The organism is Salinicola lusitanus, assembly GCF_038648475.1.
GTDB lineage: Bacteria > Pseudomonadota > Gammaproteobacteria > Pseudomonadales > Halomonadaceae > Salinicola > Salinicola lusitanus.
In genome coordinates this window covers 3,282,370-3,303,585 of record NZ_CP151919.1, presented here as the reverse complement: position 1 = coordinate 3,303,585, position 21,216 = coordinate 3,282,370, and the positions used below count along the sequence as shown (strand labels likewise).

At 62.5% G+C, this 21,216-nt stretch carries 16 protein-coding genes; all 16 read right to left on the bottom strand.

Annotated elements, in window-relative coordinates; genetic code table 11:
- Positions 1-10 precede the first annotated feature (10 nt).
- Entirely contained in the window at positions 11-1,855 is a 1,845-nt protein-coding gene (locus AAGT95_RS14830; RefSeq protein ID WP_342594332.1) for a glycosyltransferase family 2 protein, read from the bottom strand.
- A gap of 34 nt (positions 1,856-1,889) precedes the next feature.
- Positions 1,890-2,882 carry a hypothetical protein gene (locus AAGT95_RS14825; protein WP_342594331.1) on the bottom strand — a complete coding sequence of 331 codons (993 nt, stop codon included), beginning with the start codon at positions 2,880-2,882 and terminating at the stop codon, positions 1,890-1,892.
- A gap of 170 nt (positions 2,883-3,052) precedes the next feature.
- A complete protein-coding gene (locus AAGT95_RS14820; protein ID WP_342594330.1) occupies positions 3,053-5,320 on the bottom strand; it encodes a rhamnan synthesis F family protein in 2,268 nt (755 codons plus the stop codon).
- A gap of 18 nt (positions 5,321-5,338) precedes the next feature.
- Positions 5,339-6,229: a hypothetical protein gene (locus AAGT95_RS14815; RefSeq protein ID WP_198655825.1), complete on the bottom strand. Its 891-nt coding sequence runs from the start codon at positions 6,227-6,229 to the stop codon at positions 5,339-5,341.
- A gap of 787 nt (positions 6,230-7,016) precedes the next feature.
- A complete protein-coding gene (locus AAGT95_RS14810) occupies positions 7,017-8,366 on the bottom strand; it encodes a UDP-glucose/GDP-mannose dehydrogenase family protein (RefSeq protein WP_342594329.1) in 1,350 nt (449 codons plus the stop codon).
- A gap of 400 nt (positions 8,367-8,766) precedes the next feature.
- The gene (gene rfbC / locus AAGT95_RS14805; protein ID WP_342594328.1) at positions 8,767-9,312 is read right to left on the bottom strand and encodes a dTDP-4-dehydrorhamnose 3,5-epimerase; all 546 of its coding nucleotides are present in this window, start codon (positions 9,310-9,312) and stop codon (positions 8,767-8,769) included.
- Positions 9,313-9,352: 40 nt separating this feature from the next.
- Positions 9,353-10,282 carry a glucose-1-phosphate thymidylyltransferase RfbA gene (gene rfbA, locus AAGT95_RS14800; protein WP_110600295.1) on the bottom strand — a complete coding sequence of 310 codons (930 nt, stop codon included), beginning with the start codon at positions 10,280-10,282 and terminating at the stop codon, positions 9,353-9,355.
- A 114-nt stretch (positions 10,283-10,396) separates the two neighbouring features.
- Positions 10,397-11,284 carry a dTDP-4-dehydrorhamnose reductase gene (rfbD, locus tag AAGT95_RS14795; RefSeq protein ID WP_342594327.1) on the bottom strand — a complete coding sequence of 296 codons (888 nt, stop codon included), beginning with the start codon at positions 11,282-11,284 and terminating at the stop codon, positions 10,397-10,399.
- Positions 11,281-12,360 carry a dTDP-glucose 4,6-dehydratase gene (gene rfbB / locus AAGT95_RS14790; protein ID WP_342594326.1) on the bottom strand — a complete coding sequence of 360 codons (1,080 nt, stop codon included), beginning with the start codon at positions 12,358-12,360 and terminating at the stop codon, positions 11,281-11,283. Before rfbB ends, rfbD begins: the two co-directional genes overlap by 4 nt.
- 173 nt (positions 12,361-12,533) lie before the next feature.
- The gene (locus AAGT95_RS14785; protein ID WP_110710286.1) at positions 12,534-13,649 is read right to left on the bottom strand and encodes a chain-length determining protein; all 1,116 of its coding nucleotides are present in this window, start codon (positions 13,647-13,649) and stop codon (positions 12,534-12,536) included.
- Entirely contained in the window at positions 13,646-14,584 is a 939-nt protein-coding gene (locus AAGT95_RS14780; RefSeq protein WP_110600302.1) for an ABC transporter ATP-binding protein, read from the bottom strand. Before AAGT95_RS14780 ends, AAGT95_RS14785 begins: the two co-directional genes overlap by 4 nt.
- 13 nt (positions 14,585-14,597) lie before the next feature.
- Positions 14,598-15,329: an ABC transporter permease gene (locus AAGT95_RS14775; RefSeq protein ID WP_232822350.1), complete on the bottom strand. Its 732-nt coding sequence runs from the start codon at positions 15,327-15,329 to the stop codon at positions 14,598-14,600.
- Positions 15,330-15,511: 182 nt separating this feature from the next.
- A complete protein-coding gene (locus tag AAGT95_RS14770) occupies positions 15,512-17,245 on the bottom strand; it encodes a polysaccharide biosynthesis/export family protein (protein ID WP_342594325.1) in 1,734 nt (577 codons plus the stop codon).
- A gap of 182 nt (positions 17,246-17,427) precedes the next feature.
- Positions 17,428-17,835 carry a DVU3141 family protein gene (locus tag AAGT95_RS14765; RefSeq protein ID WP_110600307.1) on the bottom strand — a complete coding sequence of 136 codons (408 nt, stop codon included), beginning with the start codon at positions 17,833-17,835 and terminating at the stop codon, positions 17,428-17,430.
- Between the two features lie 110 nt (positions 17,836-17,945).
- The gene (gene cysN / locus AAGT95_RS14760) at positions 17,946-19,841 is read right to left on the bottom strand and encodes a sulfate adenylyltransferase subunit CysN (RefSeq protein ID WP_342594324.1); all 1,896 of its coding nucleotides are present in this window, start codon (positions 19,839-19,841) and stop codon (positions 17,946-17,948) included.
- Positions 19,841-20,758, bottom strand: coding sequence for a sulfate adenylyltransferase subunit CysD (cysD, locus tag AAGT95_RS14755; protein ID WP_342594323.1), 918 nt, complete (start codon positions 20,756-20,758; stop codon positions 19,841-19,843). Before cysD ends, cysN begins: the two co-directional genes overlap by 1 nt.
- Positions 20,759-21,216 lie beyond the last annotated feature (458 nt).

Genomic DNA, 21,216 nt, shown 5'->3' with positions numbered 1-21,216 from the left:
ACGATATCCCTCACGATTCCAGCACGGGCTGAAGCGCGGCGGTGCGATGCACGCGATGCCGCCCCAGCGACTGCTGGGTCAGCGTCACGCGGCAGTCGACGATATCGCCGTGCACGGCTTCGATCGGTAGATGGAAACCGACGTAGGCGCCACGTGGCGCGCCCCAGCGCAGCATGCCGGGCCGCAGCGCATTGGCCAGCGTTCGCCCCACCTTGCGGTCGTTGACCCAGACCTCGATCTCGACCGGACTATCGTCCGTGGCCCACCAGGCCCACCCCACCACCTTGTCGGCAACGCACTGCTGGATCGCACCGTGCACGAACGGCTGGCCCTGACGGAAAAGCGCCAGGCGGGACTCGAACAGGCGCTCGCAGTCGCGATAGAGCTGGAAATCCTCGGCGTTCAAGGTCCGCAGCGCGCGCTCGTCGGCGGGATCGATCTCGTAGACGTGATCGACGCTGGCGTGGCCCAGATTCTCGGCCATGCCCGGTATCTGCCAGCCGTACAGGTCGTTGAGGATCGCCAGCGACTCCGCGTAGCGTTCGGTCAACCCGATGAACCCCAGCGCCTCGAGGCGAGTCGCCTCGAGAAACCGGCTCTGGCGATTGATCATGTCGTGGCGTCGATAGAACGCCGAGAACGAATCCTGATAGCCGTGATGACGGACGAAGTGGTGGTACTCCGACGCCAGCCGCTGCAAGGGGTCCCGCACGAACGAGAAACAGTGCCGCATGCCGGCCAGATGGGCGTACTTCTCCAACTTGACGTGGCCGCCAAGCAGTTTCACGTCCTGGGCGGAGACGATCTGCCAGAGTCGCCACAAATCGCGACGTTCGTAAGCCCAGCGCACCACCATCGGCGCCGTCTCGCGCTGGGTCTCGCCGTAGTCGTGCCAGACCTGCGCTTCGCCGAGATGGGCCTTGGCCCCGAGTCGGAAGCTGGTCCCCGCCGTCTTGGGAATATGCACGAAGAAACACGGTTTCCGGGGGGGCGCGGCCAGCTCCGGTGCCAGCTCGCGACAGGCATCGTCGACCCGGCTCAACAGCTCCGGCGAGAAACCCAACCTCACCTCGTTCATGTCATGCTTGTGGAAGTACTCCAGGTCCCGGGAGTGCATCGGCCCCATGTTGGCCCGCCCCCGCGTCATCTTGGTATCGACGAACTCCTCCTGGGATTTGATGTTGTAGTGGTAGACCCGCATCGGGGTATCGATGACCCGCTCGGTGCGCCCGGACTTCGTCTTGCCGTCCAGGAAGGTTACCGCCTGTCCGTCGGCGCCCAGATAACGGCTGCCCGGTTTCAGCTCCGCGGTATGGGCGGTCATCGACAGCACCCGCGACGGCTTGACGATCGACTTGACGTGGCAATTGACGACCCGCTCGCTTTCGCTGGCCATGGTGAACCGCTCCAGCACGCCGCCGGGCTGCCGAAAGCGCATGCCGGACGACCCGAATATCCGCCAGTTGATCGCGACGCCACCGACGTCCTCGGGCGCCAGGGTCGGCTCCAGCCAATCCAACGGACGATCGCAATGGGGATGGACCAGGAACTCGTCGACGTCCAGGAACGCCAGGTAGGTGGCTTCATGGCCATGCTGCTCGAGCACATGCTGATACCACAGCACCTGCGCTCGCTCCTCTTGCTCCCAGCGACGTGCGGTCACCACTCCCTGACGTTGCCACTTCGCCAGCAGCAGATCGGAGTCGTCGGTACTGCCGTGGTCGGCAATATAGAAATGCTCGAAACCGATCAGGCGGTGATAAGCGATCCACTCGGCAAGATACGGTCGCTCGTTCTTGACGATGGCGACGATGGCGTACCGGTAACGGGGTCGATTGGCAGTGCGTGAAATCATCGGCGTAAATTCCCAGGCAACTCGAGCGCCGCGACTATTTCGCGGAGCCCAGAACCGGGCCGACGTCCACTCGGTGGCGGTAAATGAACCGAGTGATGGCCCGAATCTTTCTATCGGTAATGGCTTCACCGAAGACATCAGCGGCTTCGGCAAGACTGTTGAATCGTGGCTGGCTGGCGGTACAGGCCGAGAACAGCTCATCGGCGACATCGCTGGACAGCGCCGCGTGAGCCGCGGACGCTCCCTGTTCGGACTGTGTCATGACGCGCCGCAGCGGCCCTTCCAGGCGATGGCGAAACTGGCCCGGGCTCCGCAGCGGCACGTGATAGACACAGGCCCCACTCTTCTCGACGAACGCCAGCGTTTCGGGGTCCGGCATCACCGGCACGTCCTTCTCGCCCACGAAGGCCTGGTGGTAAGCCATGTGAACCCGGGTACCGGGACGCTTGCGGAACAGCACCTTGTGCCGGCTGTTGTGCCGGGTATCGACGCAAAGGTAATCGCCCTCGAGAAACTGGCCGCTCAGGTCCCGCTCCTGGTAGTGGCGGCGTTTGGGAATCAGGTTCAACCAGGGCAGCTGGAAGCACTCCCCCACGCCTGCCGCCCCGTCGCTTCGCTGCAACCCGGCACTGAATGCGGCATAGAATTCGCCGATCGAGCCATAGGCACCCAGCGACAGAAATTCGTCGGCATCGAAGCAGTAGACGTAATTGTCCAGCTTGGGGTCGATGAACATCGACAGCGCTCGATTGACGTAAAACGCCTTGCGCCTGCCGAAATGTCCGCGACTCTCCAACTCGACGAGATCGACTTCCAGCGCGGGGAAGTCGGTCCTGAGCCTGTCGGTGCACTGACGCAGGAAGTCATGCTCCAGATAGCTGATGACGACAAGACGCTGAAATCCCAGCCGCGCGTGATGCAACAAGGAAGACCAGACGATATCGCTCTCGCCACGCACCATCGTCAGGGCGGTAAAACAGATGTTCGCCGTGGCGCGGGTATTCGCGCGCTGTAAATCGGTCGTCACGCATCCCCCTCGACCCCTAAGCACATCGCTGGAATGGCGCTGGCGATCGGTAGCGGATCGCCTCGGCGCCGGTAAGCTGGCTCGACTTCCGAACCTGGCGGATGTCGACAGCGTCGTGTCGATCGAGGTCGCAAGCGCCCCGGATCGCCACGATGTGGCGGAGGGCCTCGTCACTCCCCGATGAACGGGTTTCTTCCCACCTCGTTGATCAGCCGCCCCCACTTGAGTATTTCCACCTCGTCCAGCCCATCCGCGCCGTGCAGCACCGCCGGGAATCCCAGCGCAGCCCACTTGTCCATGGGGTGCAGGATATGGAAGGTCGTCAGCCCGAGGTCGCCCGGCATCTGCGCGTCCGCCACCACGTTGTCGCCGATATGCAGGTGACGATCGATGCCCTCGTTGAGCAGGTCCTGTTTCACCTTGACCCACATCGAACCGTTGTCCTTGCGCGCCTGCTCCTCGCTGGAGACCATCAGGCGGTAAGCCGCCGCGACGCCGGCCTTGCGCAGCATCAGCCCGACCTGCTCGCGGTTGTAATAGCTGTCGGAGATCACCCACAGGATGTGCCCCTGCGCGGCGAGATGATTGAACAGCTCGACCATCTCGTCCTTGGGCTGGATCATCTCCAGGTCGAGTTCGTACTCGAGCTCCATCCACTCCTGGGCGACCTCCGGAGAGACGTCCAGTTGATCGGCCAGCTCGTCGTAGACCGCCTCGATACGGACGTCGCCCTTGAAGTTGGCGCGCTGGCGAAGCGTCGACTCCGCCTCGTTACGCAGCTTGACGAAGGCCTGCGCCGACGGGACGAAGCCCTGCTCGGCCAGCACCTTGCCGAGCTTGAGCTTGGCGTAGTCCGGCACCGTGTACTCGCGACGCACGAGGGTGTCGAAGACATCGAAGCTGATGCAGGCGTGCGCCTGGATGCTGGCGATATGCTGTTCCAGGCGGCCGTGGTAACTCGCGGTGATATAGCCATTGTCGGTGGTGAACTGGCCGGTGGGCGGATAGAAGAACAGCTGGCGAAAGCCGTGGTGCTCGGCCAACGGCCCCAGTACGCGCTCGAGGGCATGCAGCATCGAGTTGTCGTTGGGCAACGGCTCCTCGGGGAAGTCCTCGTAGGTCCAGGCCTGATCCAGAACGCCCTGCATTGCCTGCGGGCGCGACCAGAACATGCCGCCGGCGGGATAGCTCAGGAACTCGGGGATATGCCCGAGGCCGAGCTTCTCCTGCCACTCGCGCATGAAGCCCTTGTTCATGGTCTGGTGATTGACCCACGAAGGCATCATCCAGAATGTGGTCGGGTAGTAGAGCCCCAGCGAATCGTCGGCGGCGAACGCATTCAGCAGCCGGGTCACCACGGAGACGTCGCGCAGCAGGTACTCGATCAGATACTCCGCCCACTGCGTCTGCTCCTTGCCGGAGTAGAGCGACTTCTTCGAATGCAGATGGCAGAAGAGGTCGTACTCCTGCAGGGCCTGGCCATACTCCACCAGCACCGGGCCGAAGTTCCGGCCGCGGTTGGGGACGATTCGCGTCTCCAGCTTGTTCACCCGCGCATGCTCGCCGAAGAGTTGCCGGGCCCGCGTCTCGAAACTGGCATCCGCCAGCGTCAGGTAGACGTCCACGGTCACCGGGAACCGCTCGATGGCCTTGGCGAAGCGGTCCAGGAAGTCGACGTAGAAGACATGCAGGCAGAGCGCGACCTTCAGTTTGCCGGCGGCCGGCGTCAGCGTCTTGCGGGGCGCGACGATCTCTCTGGGATACCACCGCACCGTCGCGGGCACGTGCTGCCGCCCCTCGCCCCTCCCGTGCAACAGGTAGTGTTGCAGCGGGCTCTGCTGAGCATGGAAGACGTCGATGTACATCCGGTGGTAGGTTTCGCTGTCGAATTTCGGCGACGGGTTCACCGGCGCAAAGCGCGACTTGCGGACGTAGTCGTCGAACGCCTCCCGCTGGGTCGCGAAGCGCAGGCCGTAGGTGGCCTGATACCACTTGGGATCGAACAGGCCCGTATTCAGCCCGTCCATGAACGCCTGACTCATCATTGCGGCATGACCGCCGCCCTTGTTGGCGGTATTGCCCAGCGGGAGATCGGCGACCTCGGGCTCGGCGGATTCCGACTCCGCACTCGGGTCGATATCGACCGGGGAGTCGGAATCCGCCGCTGTCGTCGGGGCCTCTTCGTCGACGGGGGGGAGATCGTCGTTGACCGCGTCGCCTTCGGTGACGACGAAGGTCTCCGTCACGGTCACCAGGTTCTTGTCGTCGAGAACCGGTTCCTTGCGCGGCTGATCCTCGACGCCGACCTCGGGTACGACGATATTATCGTCCATCCCCACCACTTCTTCCGCCGCCAGACGCCGCTTGCGCGCCTGACTCGCGAACTGGGTCTGAAATAGCCAAGGTAGCAGCGATATCATCTTGCCCGTCGGTTTCATGTGTCCCCCGCCTCTCATTTATATTGCGAACATTTGCATCGGATTGACGATGCCATTGCCGGTAATATCATCGTCGACACTGAACAGGTGCCAGACGTCGTGCGGAATACAGTTGGGTCGGGTCGCGAAAACTTCGTAAAGTGTCTGAACGTCCAACTTCGTGTAATTCACACCATGGCGCCGACACATCACGACGTGATCGATCGCCCCATCGAACACCGTCTTGAGGTCCTGAAAATGACGCTGTGTCGCAGCCTGCCTACCGTAGAAATACTCGAACTCCCCATTGCTTTTCTGACGGATATCGACCATCTGGCCATGCGGTGCCGTCAGCAGACACTCGAATAACAGCGAGCGATCGAGCATGGTGCAGCCGTTTCGCCACCCCACGCCCTCATGGAAAACGCCTTTCAACAGCGCATGATGTCGGCTGACTTCCGCATCGCCCGGCTTGGTGGCAATGAAATAGAGGCCGGTGGTGTCTCGCTCGAGAATGTGGGTCAGAATTTTCTGGATGGTCCCCGAATATCCCAGATCCAGCATCAAGGGCCGCTTTTCCGGGTCCGTCAATCCGGATCTCCGCAGATAGGCGATCAGCGCCTTTCGGGTCGGAGAAACCACCTTTTTCAACGCTTCTAGATGAGGGGAAAGCCACTGGAAGACCAGATCCTTGTCCTTGGGAAGCTCGCAGTTGAACCGAAGCAGTTCGAATGGCAACGCCGCGAATATTTCGTGTAGCTGGAGACCGAACCGCTTGCGCATCAGATCCAGCACACTGCCCGAGAAATCGTTGCCCAGCGCCATCGGGGTGATCGTTTCCGATCCCAGCATGGCGCGGAATAGCAACGTCCTGGAAACCCGAAGATAGATAGGATCGTTGGCCAGCTCTATCGAGGATTCCTGCTGCAACCGGGTCAGCAGACGATGAAAGCACCACCCCTCTCGCGCCAGGCAAACCGGCAGATGGCCATCGGCCTCGGCTTCTATGGACTCGGCGTAGACGTGCAGCGCGGGACCGAGGAAGGTCGCCCCGAATTCATATAATGCTCGGCTCTTGGCTTGCATGATGGTGCCTCATCTCACATTTGATTTGTCACGATGAGTGACATTTATCGTCTTCTTCGCGATCATCCGGCAACGCCGGAGTTGATGGCATCGATACGTCTCGATATGTCGTCCATCGATTGACAATCTGATCGACCATATCTTTTGCCAGTCCCACACCGGTTAAACGGGCAACTTCTTTATGATCATCGGGCAAGAATCCGCACTTACAGACGGCGTCCTATTAAAATAAAGCCGTCGTTATAAAACCGTTATTTAAATGACATCACTGTCGCCATATGACGACGAAACAACCGATAAATGACAATATCGTTTTATTATCGTGACGCTGTCGCTCGCTATTGCTTCGACAATCACCGTTAAGACTTTAGTCAGGGTAATCTCGACTCAGCTTCCGGTGAAGATGATTTTACTCATCGATATTCACCACCCTGCGTCCCATGATTCCACCGCCTCGGTGAAAACATGAAAAGCTTAATCACATCGGGTATTAGCCTTGATGAATATCGATATTGAGTATTTTCATGCCATGCCGGGAGCGGGGCCATCCACCTGGTGCCATCGCTCGAGGGCTTCCTTGCCCAGCGATCTCCAAGCGTCATTGGCCCGTCGAATGCGGTGGGGATCGGTGTCAGGCAGTGACCGGGGATTGACTGTTCTTGCCACGCCCCACGGCGTAATAGTCGATCCCGGCCGCCGACATCGTCTCCGGGTCGAACAAATTGCGACCATCGATGACTACCGGCTGGGCCAACTGGCCCCGAATCCAATCGCCATCCAGCGTGCGGAACTCCTTCCACTCGGTGCAGATCACCAACGCGTCGGCCCGCTTGACCGCCTGGACCCGGTCAGCCACCAGCACCAGGTCGTCCCGCTCACCGTAGAGACGCCGGCACTCCTTCATCGCTTCGGGGTCGTAGGCCTGTACCGTCGCACCGTGGGCCCACAAGGTCTCCATCAGCTCCCGGCTCGGGGCATCGCGCATGTCATCGGTCTCGGGCTTGAACGCCAACCCCCACACCGCGATCGTCTTGCCTTGCAGCTCGCCGCCAAGGGCGTGGGAGAGCTTCTCGAACAACGTCGACTTCTGGCGCTTGTTGACCGCCTCGACCGCCTTGAGCAACTCGGCCTCGTAGCCGACCTTGCTGGCGGTTCGCGCCAGCGCCTGGACGTCCTTCGGGAAACAGGAGCCGCCGTAGCCGCAGCCCGGGTAGATGAAGTGGTAGCCGATACGCGGGTCGGAGCCGATACCTCGCCGGACATCCTCGATATCCGCTCCGAGACGTTCCGCCAGGTTGGCCATCTCATTCATGAAGCTGATCTTGGTCGCCAGCATCGCGTTGGCCGCGTACTTGGTCAGCTCGGCCGCGCGGACGCTCATCAGCATCAGCTTCTCGCGGTTGCGGTTGTAGGGGGCATAGCACTCCCGCATCAGGTCGCTCACGCGGTCGGAGTCGGTACCGACGACGATCCGCGCGCCGCGCGTGAAGTCCTCGAGCGCCGATCCCTCCTTGAGAAACTCGGGGTTGGAGCAGACATCGAACGCCAGCTCGACGGCGCGTTCCTGGAGAATGCCGGCGATACGATCGCGAACCTTGTCGGCCGTGCCGACCGGCACCGTCGACTTGTCGATGACGACCTTGTAGCCGTTCATGTACTGACCAATGGTGGAGGCCACCGCCAGCACGTACTGGAGATCGGCACTACCATCCTCGTCGGGCGGGGTGCCGACGGCGATGAACTGCAGCACCCCGTGCTCGACCGCCATGCAAGCGTCCGTGGTGAATTGCAGGCGCTGCCCCTCGACATTGCGAAGGACCATCGACTCCAGGCCCGGTTCGTAGATGGGGATCTCCCCCTGGACCAGGCGTTCGATTCGGCTCTGATCGATATCGACACAGACCACGTCGTGGCCCACATCCGCCAGACAGGCGCCGGTTACCAGACCAACGTAGCCGGTGCCAAAAACGGTGATTTTCATACGGGCAATCCCCAAGAATGATCGAAGCCGCCCCCCACGGGCAGCTCGGTTGTGTCCAAATGGCCTCGGCCCCCCCCCAACCAGCAACCCGCCGGGTTGAGAGGCGCCAGGCGTTGCCTGAGAAGCCGACCGGCGAAGGCCAGCCCGGGGTGCGTGGCCAAGGCAGAAATTGGCGACAAATCGTCAGGATCGACGATCTGGGCAGCGCCGCCGCATGAAGTGCGACCGACAAGGGTGCGGTGAGTCAAACCGGACCGGACTGGCGCACCACTTCACCGGGCGTCAATGAGCCTGTGGCTCTCCGCTCGCGCTTCGAACCGCCCGGCGGACGGTCTGAACGAGGTTCAGTGAGCCAATTTCTTAACACCGACTGGACAGGCCCAGTACTTTCAGACGTGGCCTAGGCGAAGACGGCCGCGTCGGCCAGCGCACTACCCGCTTCATCCTTCTCCGATGTCACCGGCCTTCCATTCACCAGCGGCCATTCGATGGCCAGTTGCGGATCGTTCCAGTGCAGGCTGTACTCGTCGCCCGGCGCGTAATAATCCGTGCACTTGTACTGGAACTCGGCCACCTCGCTGGTGACGTAGAAGCCGTGGGCGAACCCCGGCGGAACCCATAGCATCCGCCGATTCTCCTCGCTCAGCAGCGCACCGACCCAGCGGCCGAAGGTGGGCGAGCTGCGGCGCAGATCGACCGCCACGTCGTACACCTCGCCCCGCGTGACACGGACGAGCTTTCCCTGGGGCTGCTGCAACTGGTAGTGGAGGCCGCGCAGGATGCCCTGGCCGGACTTGCTGTGGTTGTCCTGCACGAACCGGTAGTCGCCGCACTGTTCGACGAATTCGCTGTGCCGGAAGGTCTCGAGGAAGAATCCCCGCTCGTCGCCGAAGACCTTCGGCGTCATCAACACGACATCGGGAATGGCGAGCTTTTCGTAGTTCATGTCGTCCGTCTCTCGGGCTGCGATGGTTGTCTTCGGGGAGTCAGCGGTTGCCGCGGAGGCCGGCCACGGCAGCCTCGCCGACGGCCACGCCACGCTGGGCGTCCTCGAGTCGCTTCAGCAGATACTGGCCATAGCCGGTCTTTTTCAATGCGCTGCCGCGTTCGGCCAGCGTCGCGTCGTCGATCCAGCCCTGGTTCCAGGCGATCTCCTCCAGGCAGGCGACCTTGAGTCCCTGGCGATGCTCGATCGTCTGCACGTACTGGCCGGCTTCCAGCAGGCTGTCGTGGGTGCCGGTATCCAGCCATGCGAAACCGCGTCCCAGACGCTCCACGTGCAGGTCGCCGCGTTCCAGATACGCGTTGTTGATACTGGTGATCTCCAGCTCGCCGCGTTCGGAGGGCTTGACCTGGTGGGCGATCTCCACCACGTCGTTGTCGTAGAAGTAGAGCCCGGTAACCGCATAGGGCGACTTGGGCTTGATCGGCTTCTCCTCGATCGACAGCGCCTTGCCGGAGGCGTCGAATTCCACCACGCCGAACCGTTCCGGATCCTTGACCAGGTAGCCGAACACCGTTGCGCCCTTCTGGACGTCCGACGCTCGCATCAGCTGCTCGGAGAAGTGTTGCCCGTGGAAGACGTTGTCTCCCAGCACCAGGCAGACCGAATCGTCACCGATGAACGACTCGCCGATCAAAAACGCCTGGGCCAGTCCATCCGGTGACGGCTGCTCGGCATACTCGAAGCGCAGGCCGAACTGCGCGCCATCGCCCAGCAGATACTGATACTGCGGCAGATCGGACGGCGTCGAGATGATCAGGATCTCGCGAATCCCGGCCAGCATCAGCACCGAGATCGGGTAGTAGATCATCGGCTTGTCGTACACCGGCAGCAGTTGCTTGGAGATGCCCTGGGTGATCGGATGCAGCCGGGTGCCGGAACCGCCGGCCAGAATGATGCCTTTACGTGCCATGGTGAAACTCCTTTTCGATCCCAAGATCGAGTCAGACATTCAAGATAACGGTATAAAAGCGGCCTCTCTCGGGACTCGCTTCTACGGGAGGACGCCTTCGCGCCTTGCAGCCTGCTATGCAGCCTCGAGCCACTCCGCCAGCGTCAGCCGTAACTGGGATTCCCAATCCGGCAGCGTGACGCCGAGCGCATGCTCGATTTTCTCCAGCGACAGTCGTGAATTGAGCGGACGACGGGCGGGCGTGGGGTAGCTCGCGGTGGGAATCGACGCCACTTCCTCCGGTCCCAGCCGCAGGGGCTGTCCGAGCGCGGCCGCATGCCGGAATATCGCCTGGGCGAAACCGTGCCAGCTGGTCTCGCCACGCGGCGCGAGGTGATAGATACCGGGGTCCAGGCGCCCTTCGCTCTGCTGCCTCACGGCCAGCAGGGTCACGTCGGCAATCAGCCGGGCTGGCGTCGGCGCGCCGATCTGGTCGCCGACGACACTCAGGGCGTCGCGCTCCTTGGCCAGGCGCAGCATGGTCTTCATGAAATTGTTGCCGCGTGCGCTGTAGACCCAGCTGGTTCGGAAGATCAAGGCGTCCGCCCCGCTGGCCAGTACCGCGTCGTCACCGGCAAGCTTGCTCTCGCCGTAGGCCGAGAGCGGGCCCGTCTCGCTGGACTCCTGCCAGGCGGCGTCGCCGCCACCGGGATAGACGTAGTCCGAGGAGTAGTGAACGAGCCTTGCCGAGTGCGTGGCGCAGTAATCGGCCAGTTGAGCCGGCAGTTCGGCATTGAGCCGGAAGGCTTCCCCGCGCGCCGTCTCCGCAGCGTCCACCGCAGTCCACGCTGCCGCGTTGGCGATCAGCTTGGGCCGGGTCTGGTCGAGCAGGCGGGCGACCGCATCGGCATCCAGCAGGTCGAGGGAAGGACGTGCCGGGGCGGCGCACTCGCCAAGCGGCGACAACGCGCGCTGCAACTCGAACCCGACCTGGCCGTTTCCGCCGAGAATCAGCGTACTCATGCGGTCACTCCCAGTCGCTCGCCCTGATAGCTGCCGTTCTGGACCCGGCGCCACCAGGTGTCGTTCTCGAGGAACCACTGCACGGTCTTTCGCATGCCGCTATCGAAGGTCTCGCGGGGGGTCCAGCCCAGTTCTCGCTGGATCTTGGAAGCGTCGATGGCGTAGCGCTGGTCATGGCCCGGCCGGTCGACCACGAAGGTGATCAGATCGCGATAGCGGACGACGCCCTCGGGCTTGTTCGGCGCAAGCTCCTCGAGCAGCTCACAGATCGTCTCGACGACCTGGAGATTCTGCTTCTCGTTGTGGCCACCGATATTGTAGGTCTCGCCGATCGCCCCTTCGCTGGCAACCTGAACCAGCGCTCGCGCGTGATCCTCGACGAACAGCCAGTCCCGAATCTGCTTGCCGTCGCCGTAGACCGGCAGCGGCTGTCCCGCCAGCGCGTTGAGAATCGTCAGCGGGATCAGCTTCTCCGGAAAGTGGAACGGGCCGTAGTTGTTGGAGCAGTTGGTGACCACGGTCGGCAGGCCGAAGGTCCGGTGCCAGGCGCGGACCAGGTGATCGGAACTGGCCTTGCTGGCCGAATAGGGCGAGCTCGGCGCGTAGGGCGTGGTTTCCATGAACAGATCGTCCACGCCATGAAGATCGCCATACACCTCGTCGGTGGAGATGTGGTGAAAGCGGAAAGCCGCGGCCTTGGCCGGGTCGCTCTCCTGCAGCCCTTTGAAGTAGCCGCGGGCCGCCTCCAGCAGCACGTACGTCCCCACGATATTGGTCTCGATGAAGTCGGCCGGTCCGTCGATGGAGCGATCCACGTGGCTCTCCGCCGCCAGATGCATGATCACGTCCGGCTGGTATTCGTTGAAGATCCTGGCCATGGCCGCGCCGTCACAGATGTCGGCGAGGCGAAACTCGTAGCGTTCGTCGCTGTCCACCCGTGCCAGCGACTCCGGATTGCCGGCATAGGTCAGCTTGTCGACGTTGATGACGCGATGCGGCGTGTGCTCTATCAGTTCTCGCACCACCGCCGAGCCGATGAATCCGGCGCCACCTGTTACCAGAAATGTCTTGCTCATGGTGATTCCCCCGTCGAGCCTGTTACGCCCTGCCTGAATACCCTCGTGTCTCGCCGAGCAGGGTTCAGACAGCGCTGGGTGGATCGATCGTGCGATCCATGGTTGGTCGTTGTTTGCTTCGGACGGCATGGTCCGGGTCGCGGCGACAGCCGGCCCCGACCATGCCGGTCCGGTCAGTCGCGGTGATCCTTCACGATCAGGATCAGCATGTTGAGGATCAGGGTGATGAACAGCGCGATGACCGCGAATACCACCGAGTTGTAGAGCCGCTCGGGCTGTTCGGGGTATTCCGGCATTGTCGGCGTCTGGAGAACGGAGACCTGCTTCAGCTTGCGCGCCGCCTCGATCCGGGTGTTCTCGAGCGCCCCCAGCGCCCCGGAATAGCTGTCCTGGGCGAACTGCGCCCGCAGCATCAGGGTCTGGTACTCCGAGGAGATGCTGTTGAGCGCGTTGCCGGACTGCCTGGCCAGGCGAGCCTGCTCCTGCGCGATCTGATCGGTCAGCGCCTTGATCTCGCTGTTGATGCGCACGATCTCCGGCGAGCGAACGCTCTGGTAGCTGGCCAGCGCACTCTTGCGCGCCTTGGCGATGGCGAGTTGACCCTCCAGGCTCGACACCACCGAACTGAGGCTCTCCACCGTACCCGTCGGCGAGACCAACCCGTTGGCGTTCTGGTAGTCGAGCAGCGCATCCCGCGTCTGCTGGAACTTGTCTTCCAGCAACGCGACCTGCTGTTCGAGGAAGCGCACCTGCTCCTCCGCCAGGCGCTGGCCCATCAGGTTCATGTGCCGCTCCCCCTCCTCCAGCAGCAGCCGATTGATCTTGTTGGCTTCTTCGGGAGTAAAGGCCTCGACATCGACCCGCAGCACGCCGGCATAGTCGTCCAGCTCCACCGATACCCGGGAGAGGTAGTAGTCGTGCAGCTCCTCCAGCGGTGCGTTCTCGTCGCCCAGGGCGCTGAAGAAATCGGCACCGGAGTTGGCGTAGTGGTTGCGGAAATCCGCCTCCTCGATGAGCAGCTTCAGCATGTCCACGGAGCGCATGTAGTCGCGCAGCAGCAGCATGTCCGCGAGATTGCTGGTGGCGCCGCCGCTGAGCAGTGAGCTGACGCTCAGGGTCGGCGCCGCGAGCTGCGGGCTCTCGAGCACCACGTTGGCGTGGGAGACATAGCGGTCACTGGCCCACAGCGCCCAGTAGAGCGACACCACCACGATCGCGATCAGGCACACGATCCAGTGGAGCGACTTGCGCAAGCGTGACTTCTTGTTGAGAGACGATGAGTTGTTCATGGCCGACCTGTCTTTTTCGTAGTCTTTGTCGTTCGTTTGCGAGGCTTGGCTTTCGCCTGCGACTGGAACTGCTGAACGTAACGGCGCGCCTCGTGCATCCGCTCGCGGGACTCCTCAACGCGCCAGCGCAGCGCGTCGTCGGGATCGTTCCGGGCGGGGTCATCACTGGCTATCTGGTAGTCGAGGCGAGCCTGTTCGAACTCGAGATTCGCCTGCATCAACTGCTGCTTCGCCTCGGAGAGCGAGGTCGGCACCTTGGGCGGCTCGACCTTCTTGCCGTCGGTTGCCTGGTGATAGACGCCGATGGCCTCCTCGATATCGTCGAACCACTGCGCCCGGCCCTTCTCCAGCACGATGCCGGCCTCGCAGAACTCCCGCAGGACACCCTCACCATGGGAGACCATGATCAGGCTGGCCTTGCCGACACGCGCCTTGAACGCTTCCTTGGCCTTGGCCTTGAACGCGCGATCGCCGACGGCGGTCGCCTCGTCCGACAGGTAGACGTCGAAGTCGAACGCCAGCGAAAGCCCGAACGCCAGCCGCGAACGCATCCCCGACGAGTAGGTCTTGACCGGCTCGTCGAAGGCGTTGCCGATCTCGGCGAAGGCCTCGACCTCTCGAACCACGCGCTCGATCTCCTCCTCGGCGCCATGGATCCGGGCCACGAACTTGACGTTCTGACGACCGGTCATCGAGCCCTGGAAGCCTCCCGCCAGGCCGATCGGCCAGGAGACCCGGCTGTTGCGGACGATATCGCCGCGGTCGGGGGAGTCCATGCCACCGATCAGCCTCAGCAAGGTGGACTTCCCGGCGCCATTGCGGCCCAGCAGGCCGACGCTGACCCCGCTGGGGATCGTCAGGTTGATGTCCTTGAGCACCCAGGGGCTGTCATGATGGTTGTGATAGCGCTTGTAGAGATTGCGAATCTCGATCATGGGGGCCCTCCTCCTAATGCGCTTTCAGTTGGTCGCGAAAACGCGTGTGCAGGATCAGCCCCAGCGATATCAGCGCCAGCGCCCAGAACCACAGGTAGGTCATGTCGATGCCATCGATCGTGTGGTAGCCGCTGAAGAAGTTCATCCGCATGCTCTCCAGGCCATGCACGATCGGGTTCATCAGCAGGTATTCCCGGTACTGATGCGGCACGTAGAGGACCGGGAAGATAACGCCGGAGAGCAACAGCAGCGGCAGGTTGAGGATGCGCGTCACCTTGCCGATCTCGGGCACCAGATCGCCAAGCACCGACAGCGTCAGCCCCATGCCCCAACCCAGCGCCCACAGCGACAGCCAGTCCATCATCGCGCCGAACGGATAGTCCGGCATCAGCTCGAACTTGAGCAGGCTGCCGATGGTGATGAACAGGATGAAGATCAGCGACTTGAGCATGCCTTCGAGAAAACAGCGCACCAGAACCGGATCGACCGGCTTGACCTGGCGGTAAGCGAACAGGCCACGATTGGCCTCGATCGCACCGATCGAGCGCATCATGTTCTCGCGGAACAGCATGAAGCCCATCAGCCCGACCACCATCCAGGCGACATAGTCGGCGCCGGCGATGTGGCGGCCGGACATGAACAGCCCCCGCACGGAGACCATCACGCCGATGATCGCCAGGGGTTCGAAGATCATCCAGAACCAGCCCATGCGGTCGGCCATGGTGCGCGAGATCGTCTCGCGCATGAACAGGGCAAACCAGACGCTCCTGGCCACTCTCCACGAGGAGCGGGCTCCTCCTCCGGACGGTGCTGCGAAGTTCGGTTGCGATGAATCCGATCGTGAAACTTCCATAGCCATGGCGGATTACCCTCGAGAATGCGCGCGCGACGAGTGGATCAGGTCAATGAGCCGACGATCGGATACGTTCACAGGTCGAGTGCCACGCGAGTCGCCACGGCGACCTGGAACAGAATCTGGGTGATCGCGGAAGCCAGTTCGATGTTGCTGGTGGGTGCGGCAGGCAGCACGATGATCTCGTCGCCGGCGCGCATGCGCGTCTGCCCCGCCTGGATCACCGCCCCGTTGCGATGCACCACCAGCACCTGGTCCTCGTCGGCCCTGGGCGTGAAGCCGCCGGCCTGACGGATGTAGTCCAGCGCGCTCATGCCCGGCGTGTAGACCATCGCCTGGGGAATGATGATTTCGCCGCTCAGCAGGATGGAGTCGGTGTTCTCGGGGATCGTCACGATATCGCCGTCCTGCAGCCGGATATCGGCGACGTTGCCGTCCCTGGCGACGACCAGCCGGCCGGTGGGCTTGACCTGCGAGGCTTTCTTCACGAACCGTTCGATCAACTCCGCCTGGCGAACCTGGATCTCGCCCTCCTTGGCGGTGCGAGCGGGATAGCCGAGGTAGGTCGTCTCGAGCCGGCGCAGGCTGTCCTTCAACGACGACGCCTGCTGCTCGGCCACGCTGATCCGGCGAATGGAGACGTCCTGATAGCTGGTCATCTCCTGGGGCACGCTGATCGCGTTCAGGAACTCGCCCAGCCGGGCATCCCGCGGCAGCGCATAGCGCGATGGGCCGTAATAGCTGCCCTCGACCTGGACCACGATGGTCTCGTCGCGCTGGTCGGCGCTGAACAGCACCTCATCGCCACGGCGGACCTCGGCGCCACGAAACTCCGCCAGCGGCAGATAGCGCGAGATCGGCCCCGACGGGCGGCTGCCGCGCAACAGCACATGGGACACGCCCGACTTGAGGCGGGCCAGGTTGATCACGTCCTGTCCGGTCAGCGCCTCGCCGACCAGCTCGTAGCGGTAGTTCTTCTGGACGTCGCCGACGACGCTGATGGCGGGTCCGCGCTCCTCGACCACGATGGTGTCGCCATCCCGGAACTGCGGCCGTGCGATATCGCCGTTGATCAGGAAGTTGTAGAGATCGACGACATTGATGACCTGGTTGCCGCGCTTGATCACGACCTGGCGATAACTCCCCAGCGCCTGATCGATGCCACCCGCCTGATCGAGGAAGTAGAGCACCGAGTCGTTCGGCGTCCCGGAGTAGCGCCCGGGATTCATGACGTAACCGGTGACGAAGACGCCCACCGGCTGCACGCCCTGGAGATTGGTGTAGACGCTGACGTTCTCGGGATAGACGGACTGGATCGCGCCGCGTACCCGGGCGTTGAGCTGGGCGTTGGAGATCCCCTGGACCTGCAGCGGACCGATCCGCGGCAGGAAGATATTGCCCTGGGCGTCCACCGCCAGTACCCGGTCGATCTCGACCCCGCCCCAGACCCGGATCGTGATCTGGTCACCCGGCTTGATCAGGTAGTCCGGGTTGAGACCGTCGGCCATCATGCCCCGGAAGCCGCCGGAGAACAGGTTCTCGCCGAACGGTGGCAACGTGTCGGGGTCGACCATGGCCTGGGCCCGGGGGTCGACCGGCCCGTAGGTGCCGCTGTCCCAATCCGCCCGCGGCGATGTCTCGATCGAATTCGTCTCATCGGACTGCGAGGTCATCGCCTGTGCCGGCTGGTCACTGCCCAGCAGGCCACCGCTGCTCAGCCCGATGTCCTGGCCGTGGGCAAAGTTAGCGTTGAGGCACGCTACCGCCACCAGGCACATGGCCCGGAAAGTCACTGATAACCGCTTCATGATGGTTCCCTTCCCTCACGTGTTTTTCAGGCCATCGAGTGCCGGCGTTCGCTCATGAGAGCACCGGCGAAATGCCTTGAGGGCACTTGTCGATTCGGTGGCGATCAGGTCGTTCCGGCATGAGGAACGACGGGTTTCGACGGCGCCGCCGAGATGGCTATCGGAAGTTTCCCGAACACCATCTAGCGAATGATTTCCGTCACCAGGCGCTGGGCGTACCAGCCTTTCCCCGGTACCAGGCAGCTCACCTGGGCCACCGGAACACCGGCCGGCGCCACGTTGCGGGTCACGTCGAGGCGAATACACCGCCGGCCGCTGGCCGAGAAGTAGCGCTCACGGGCATGAATGGAGACGTTCGGCCCCCAGGGCGTGGTCGCCAGATTCGCCACGCTGCCCGTGGCCGCGCTATCGAGAAACGTTGCCAACGGGCCATTGACTGGCGTGGCGTCGTTCATGGGCATCACCGCCCCATCGCCGAAGCGTTGCTGGGATGAGGTTGCGCACCCCGACATGGCGGCAACTACCAGCGCCAGCGCCAGCCATCGGGACGCACCATCGGCCCTTCTGCGTTTTCTGATTTCGTTTTTCATCGTGCCCACCCTTCCCTCCGTTTCCCGCGCGTTATCGCCGGGAGCCTTGCTGCCTTTCGCCGCCTGCCCGCCAACGCGGGCGTCGTTCGACGAATCGATGCGAACTGTTGTCAGATGATCCGGTGACGCCGCAGGGCGGCGATGAGCTGGCCCACCGTCTCCTCGAGGTCATGGATCGACGTGTCGATCTCGACTTCCGGTGATTCCGGAGCCTCGTAAGGAGAAGTGATGCCGGTAAACTGACCGATCTCGCCGCTACGGGCCTTGCGGTAGAGGCCCTTGGGATCGCGTCTTTCACAGACCGCAAGCGGTGTGTTGACGAAGACCTCGATGAACTCGTCGGCCTCGACCATGGCGCGGACGATGCGACGATCCTCACGGAACGGCGAGATGAACGAGACCAGGGTGATCACGCCCAAATCGACCATCAGCTTCGCCACTTCGCCGACCCGGCGAATGTTTTCCTGACGGTCGCGGTCGCTGAAGCCGAGATCGCGGCACAGTCCGTGGCGAACGTTGTCCCCATCCAGCACGTAGGTGTTGTAGCCCATGCCGAAGAGCTGTCTCTCCAGGGCATCCGCCACGGTGGACTTGCCGGCGCCGGACAGCCCCGTGAACCAGATGATGCTGGGCTTCTGGCGGTTGCGTTCGGCGCGTCTCCGCTTGTCGACGGCCATGTCGTGCCAGACCACGTGGCCGATGTTCAGGGCGTCGACGACCATGCCGGCCCCCACGGTCAGGTTGCTCAGCCTGTCGATGAAGATGAAACTGCCCGTCTCCGGGGAGCGCTGGTAGCTGTCCAGCACCAGCGGCTGCGTCACTTCGATCTGGCATCGGGCGATGCCGTTGAGAGGCACCCTGTCGGAGGCGCTGCGCGACAGGGTATTGACGTCGATCTGATAGACGATTCGCGTCACGCGGCCGGAAACGGTTCGGGTACCGGCCTTGAACTCGTAATCCTGTCCCGGTACCAGCGGGGTCTCGTGCATCCACACCACGTCGGCGGTGAACACCGAACTGGGTTCGATATCGCTGTTCGCCGCCACCAGCATGTCGCCACGGGAAATATCGAGTTCGTCGCGAAGCGTGAGCGTTATCGACTGGCCGGGATAGGCAACGCTGAGGTCACCGTCGTTGGTGACGATGCGCTCGATCGTCGAGCGCCTGCCGGAGGGCTCCACCCGGATCTCGCTGCCCACTTCGACCGCGCCGGCGGCCAGCATGCCGCTATATCCACGGAAATTGAGATTGGGCCGATTGACGTACTGAACCGGAAAGCGCAGTTCATGCAGGCTCGGCGCCGACAGGATCTCGACCTGCTCGAGCTGGGCCAGCAACGGGGCGCCTTCGTACCAGCGCATCTCGCTACCGGGATTGACGACGTTGGCACCGGTCAATGCCGAAATGGGCAAGAAGCGCACGTCGTTGACATTCAGCTTGTCGGCGAAATCACGGTAGTCCGCGACGATCTCCTGGAATCGCGCTTCGGAGTAACCGACCAGGTCCATCTTGTTGATCGCGATCACGAAGTGACGGATCCCGAGCAGATCGCAGATGAAACTGTGCCGCCGGGCCTGCAACTGCACGCCGTAACGCGCATCGATCAGGATGATCGCCAGATCCGCCGTGGAGGCGCCGGTGGCCATGTTGCGGGTGTACTGCTCGTGCCCCGGCGCGTCGGCGACGATGAACTTGCGCTTGTCGGTGTAGAAGAACCGATAGGCGACATCGACGGCCGTGCCCTGCTCGCGTTCCGACTGCTGGCCATCGACCAGCAGCGCCAGATCGACCTGGCCACTGCGGCTGCCGCCTGTCCCCGGCCCGCGCACCAACGCCGCCAGTTGCTCCTCCTGGATCGCCAGGGAGTCGTGCAGCAACCGGCTTATCAGCGTCGACTTGCCGTCGTCGGCCCCACCGCAGATCAGAAATCGCAGCAGCCCCTTGCTCGCATTCAGCTTGAGGTAGCGCTCGATGTCGTCGGCGATGCGCATCATCTGGAGAGGCATCAGAAGTACCCCTCGTGTTTCTTCTTCTCCATCGAGCCGACGCCATCGCGATCGATGGCGCGGCCGAGCCGCTCGCTGGTGCGAGTCAGCAGCATCTCCTGGATGATCGCGGGCAAGGTGGTAGCGCGTGACTCGATGGCGCCGGTCAACGGAAAGCATCCCAGCGTCCGGAAGCGGATCCAGCGCTCCTGAGGCACTTCTCCCGCCGCCAGCGGCAGCCGCTCGTCGTCCACCACCAGCAACTGGCCGGAACGGAACACGGTCGGTCGCGGGGCCGCGTAGTAGAGCGGCACGATGGGGATCGACTCGAGATGGATGTACTGCCAGATATCCAGCTCGGTCCAGTTGGAGAGCGGGAAGACGCGAATCGACTCGCCCGGATTGACCTTGCCGTTATAGAGACGCCACAGTTCGGGGCGCTGCCGCTTGGGGTCCCAGCGGTGATGCCGGTCACGAAACGAGTAGACGTGCTCCCTGGCGCGGGAACTCTCTTCATCCCGGCGTGCGCCCCCGAACGCGGCGTCGAAGCTGTGCTTGTCGAGCGCCTGCTTGAGCGCCTGGGTCTTCATGATCTCGGTGTAGGTGGCGCTACCGTGATCGAAGGGATTGATGCCCGCCGCTCGCCCCTCTTCGTTGACGTACTCGATCAGCTCCATACCGACCTGCGCCGCGGTACGATCGCGAAATTCGATCATCTCGCGGAACTTCCAGGTGGTATTGACGTGCAACAAGGGAAATGGCGGCGTTCCGGGATAGAACGCCTTGCGCGCCAGATGCAGCATCACTGACGAGTCCTTGCCAACCGAATAGAGCATCACCGGATTGCGAAACTCCGCCGCCACCTCCCGGATGATCTGAATCGACTCCGCCTCGAGTTGCCTGAGGTGAGTGTGAGCCGTGACTGTCAGTTCTCGCATAACGTTCCCGTGCACCCGATCGAGAGTAACGAAACAAAAGGTTTCCAATGGCGGAGATCAACTGGAGACCTGTGCAACGTCGCTTCCATTTATTGTTTTCGAGACTCTTTTTCGATCAGTTACGGGGTCGAAGTCAAACCTTTAAAAGGTGGCAGGTAAAATCCTGTAAAGGACAAAACCGGGGTTTAGAAAGGATGCTAAATAAAGTTACAAATCAGAGATTCACACAAAAACACGAACGACTAATACTTAAGTCAATCGACTGTTTTTTAAAGAAAAAAATGGTATTCCGAAGTCAAGTTCAGTCGCTGATGGCGCCACCGCCGCCTCGACTCGACGAGAGCTTTTTACTTTCTTGAACGCGAAATGCATCATCCCACTCATCTTTCGATTCGGAAACTTCTGAAGTAAATACCTCGGGCACAGAACCGAAAGTGTGATTTTATTAATACCTCAAC

Excerpts from the sequence above, each read along its gene's own strand:
- AAGT95_RS14830 (WP_342594332.1), bottom strand. The coding sequence starts at position 1,855 with ATGATTTCACGCACTGCCAATCGACCCCGTTACCGGTACGCCATCGTC.
- AAGT95_RS14810 (WP_342594329.1), bottom strand. The coding sequence starts at position 8,366 with ATGAAAATCACCGTTTTTGGCACCGGCTACGTTGGTCTGGTAACCGGC.
- rfbC (WP_342594328.1), bottom strand. The coding sequence starts at position 9,312 with ATGAACTACGAAAAGCTCGCCATTCCCGATGTCGTGTTGATGACGCCG.
- cysD (WP_342594323.1), bottom strand. The coding sequence starts at position 20,758 with ATGCGAGAACTGACAGTCACGGCTCACACTCACCTCAGGCAACTCGAG.
- AAGT95_RS14785 (WP_110710286.1), bottom strand. The coding sequence starts at position 13,649 with ATGAACAACTCATCGTCTCTCAACAAGAAGTCACGCTTGCGCAAGTCG.
- AAGT95_RS14820 (WP_342594330.1), bottom strand. The coding sequence starts at position 5,320 with ATGAAACCGACGGGCAAGATGATATCGCTGCTACCTTGGCTATTTCAG.
- AAGT95_RS14770 (WP_342594325.1), bottom strand. The coding sequence starts at position 17,245 with ATGAAGCGGTTATCAGTGACTTTCCGGGCCATGTGCCTGGTGGCGGTA.
- AAGT95_RS14765 (WP_110600307.1), bottom strand. The coding sequence starts at position 17,835 with ATGAAAAACGAAATCAGAAAACGCAGAAGGGCCGATGGTGCGTCCCGA.
- cysN (WP_342594324.1), bottom strand. The coding sequence starts at position 19,841 with ATGCCTCTCCAGATGATGCGCATCGCCGACGACATCGAGCGCTACCTC.
- rfbD (WP_342594327.1), bottom strand. The coding sequence starts at position 11,284 with ATGAGTACGCTGATTCTCGGCGGAAACGGCCAGGTCGGGTTCGAGTTG.
- AAGT95_RS14775 (WP_232822350.1), bottom strand. The coding sequence starts at position 15,329 with ATGCGCGAGACGATCTCGCGCACCATGGCCGACCGCATGGGCTGGTTC.
- rfbB (WP_342594326.1), bottom strand. The coding sequence starts at position 12,360 with ATGAGCAAGACATTTCTGGTAACAGGTGGCGCCGGATTCATCGGCTCG.
- rfbA (WP_110600295.1), bottom strand. The coding sequence starts at position 10,282 with ATGGCACGTAAAGGCATCATTCTGGCCGGCGGTTCCGGCACCCGGCTG.
- AAGT95_RS14780 (WP_110600302.1), bottom strand. The coding sequence starts at position 14,584 with ATGATCGAGATTCGCAATCTCTACAAGCGCTATCACAACCATCATGAC.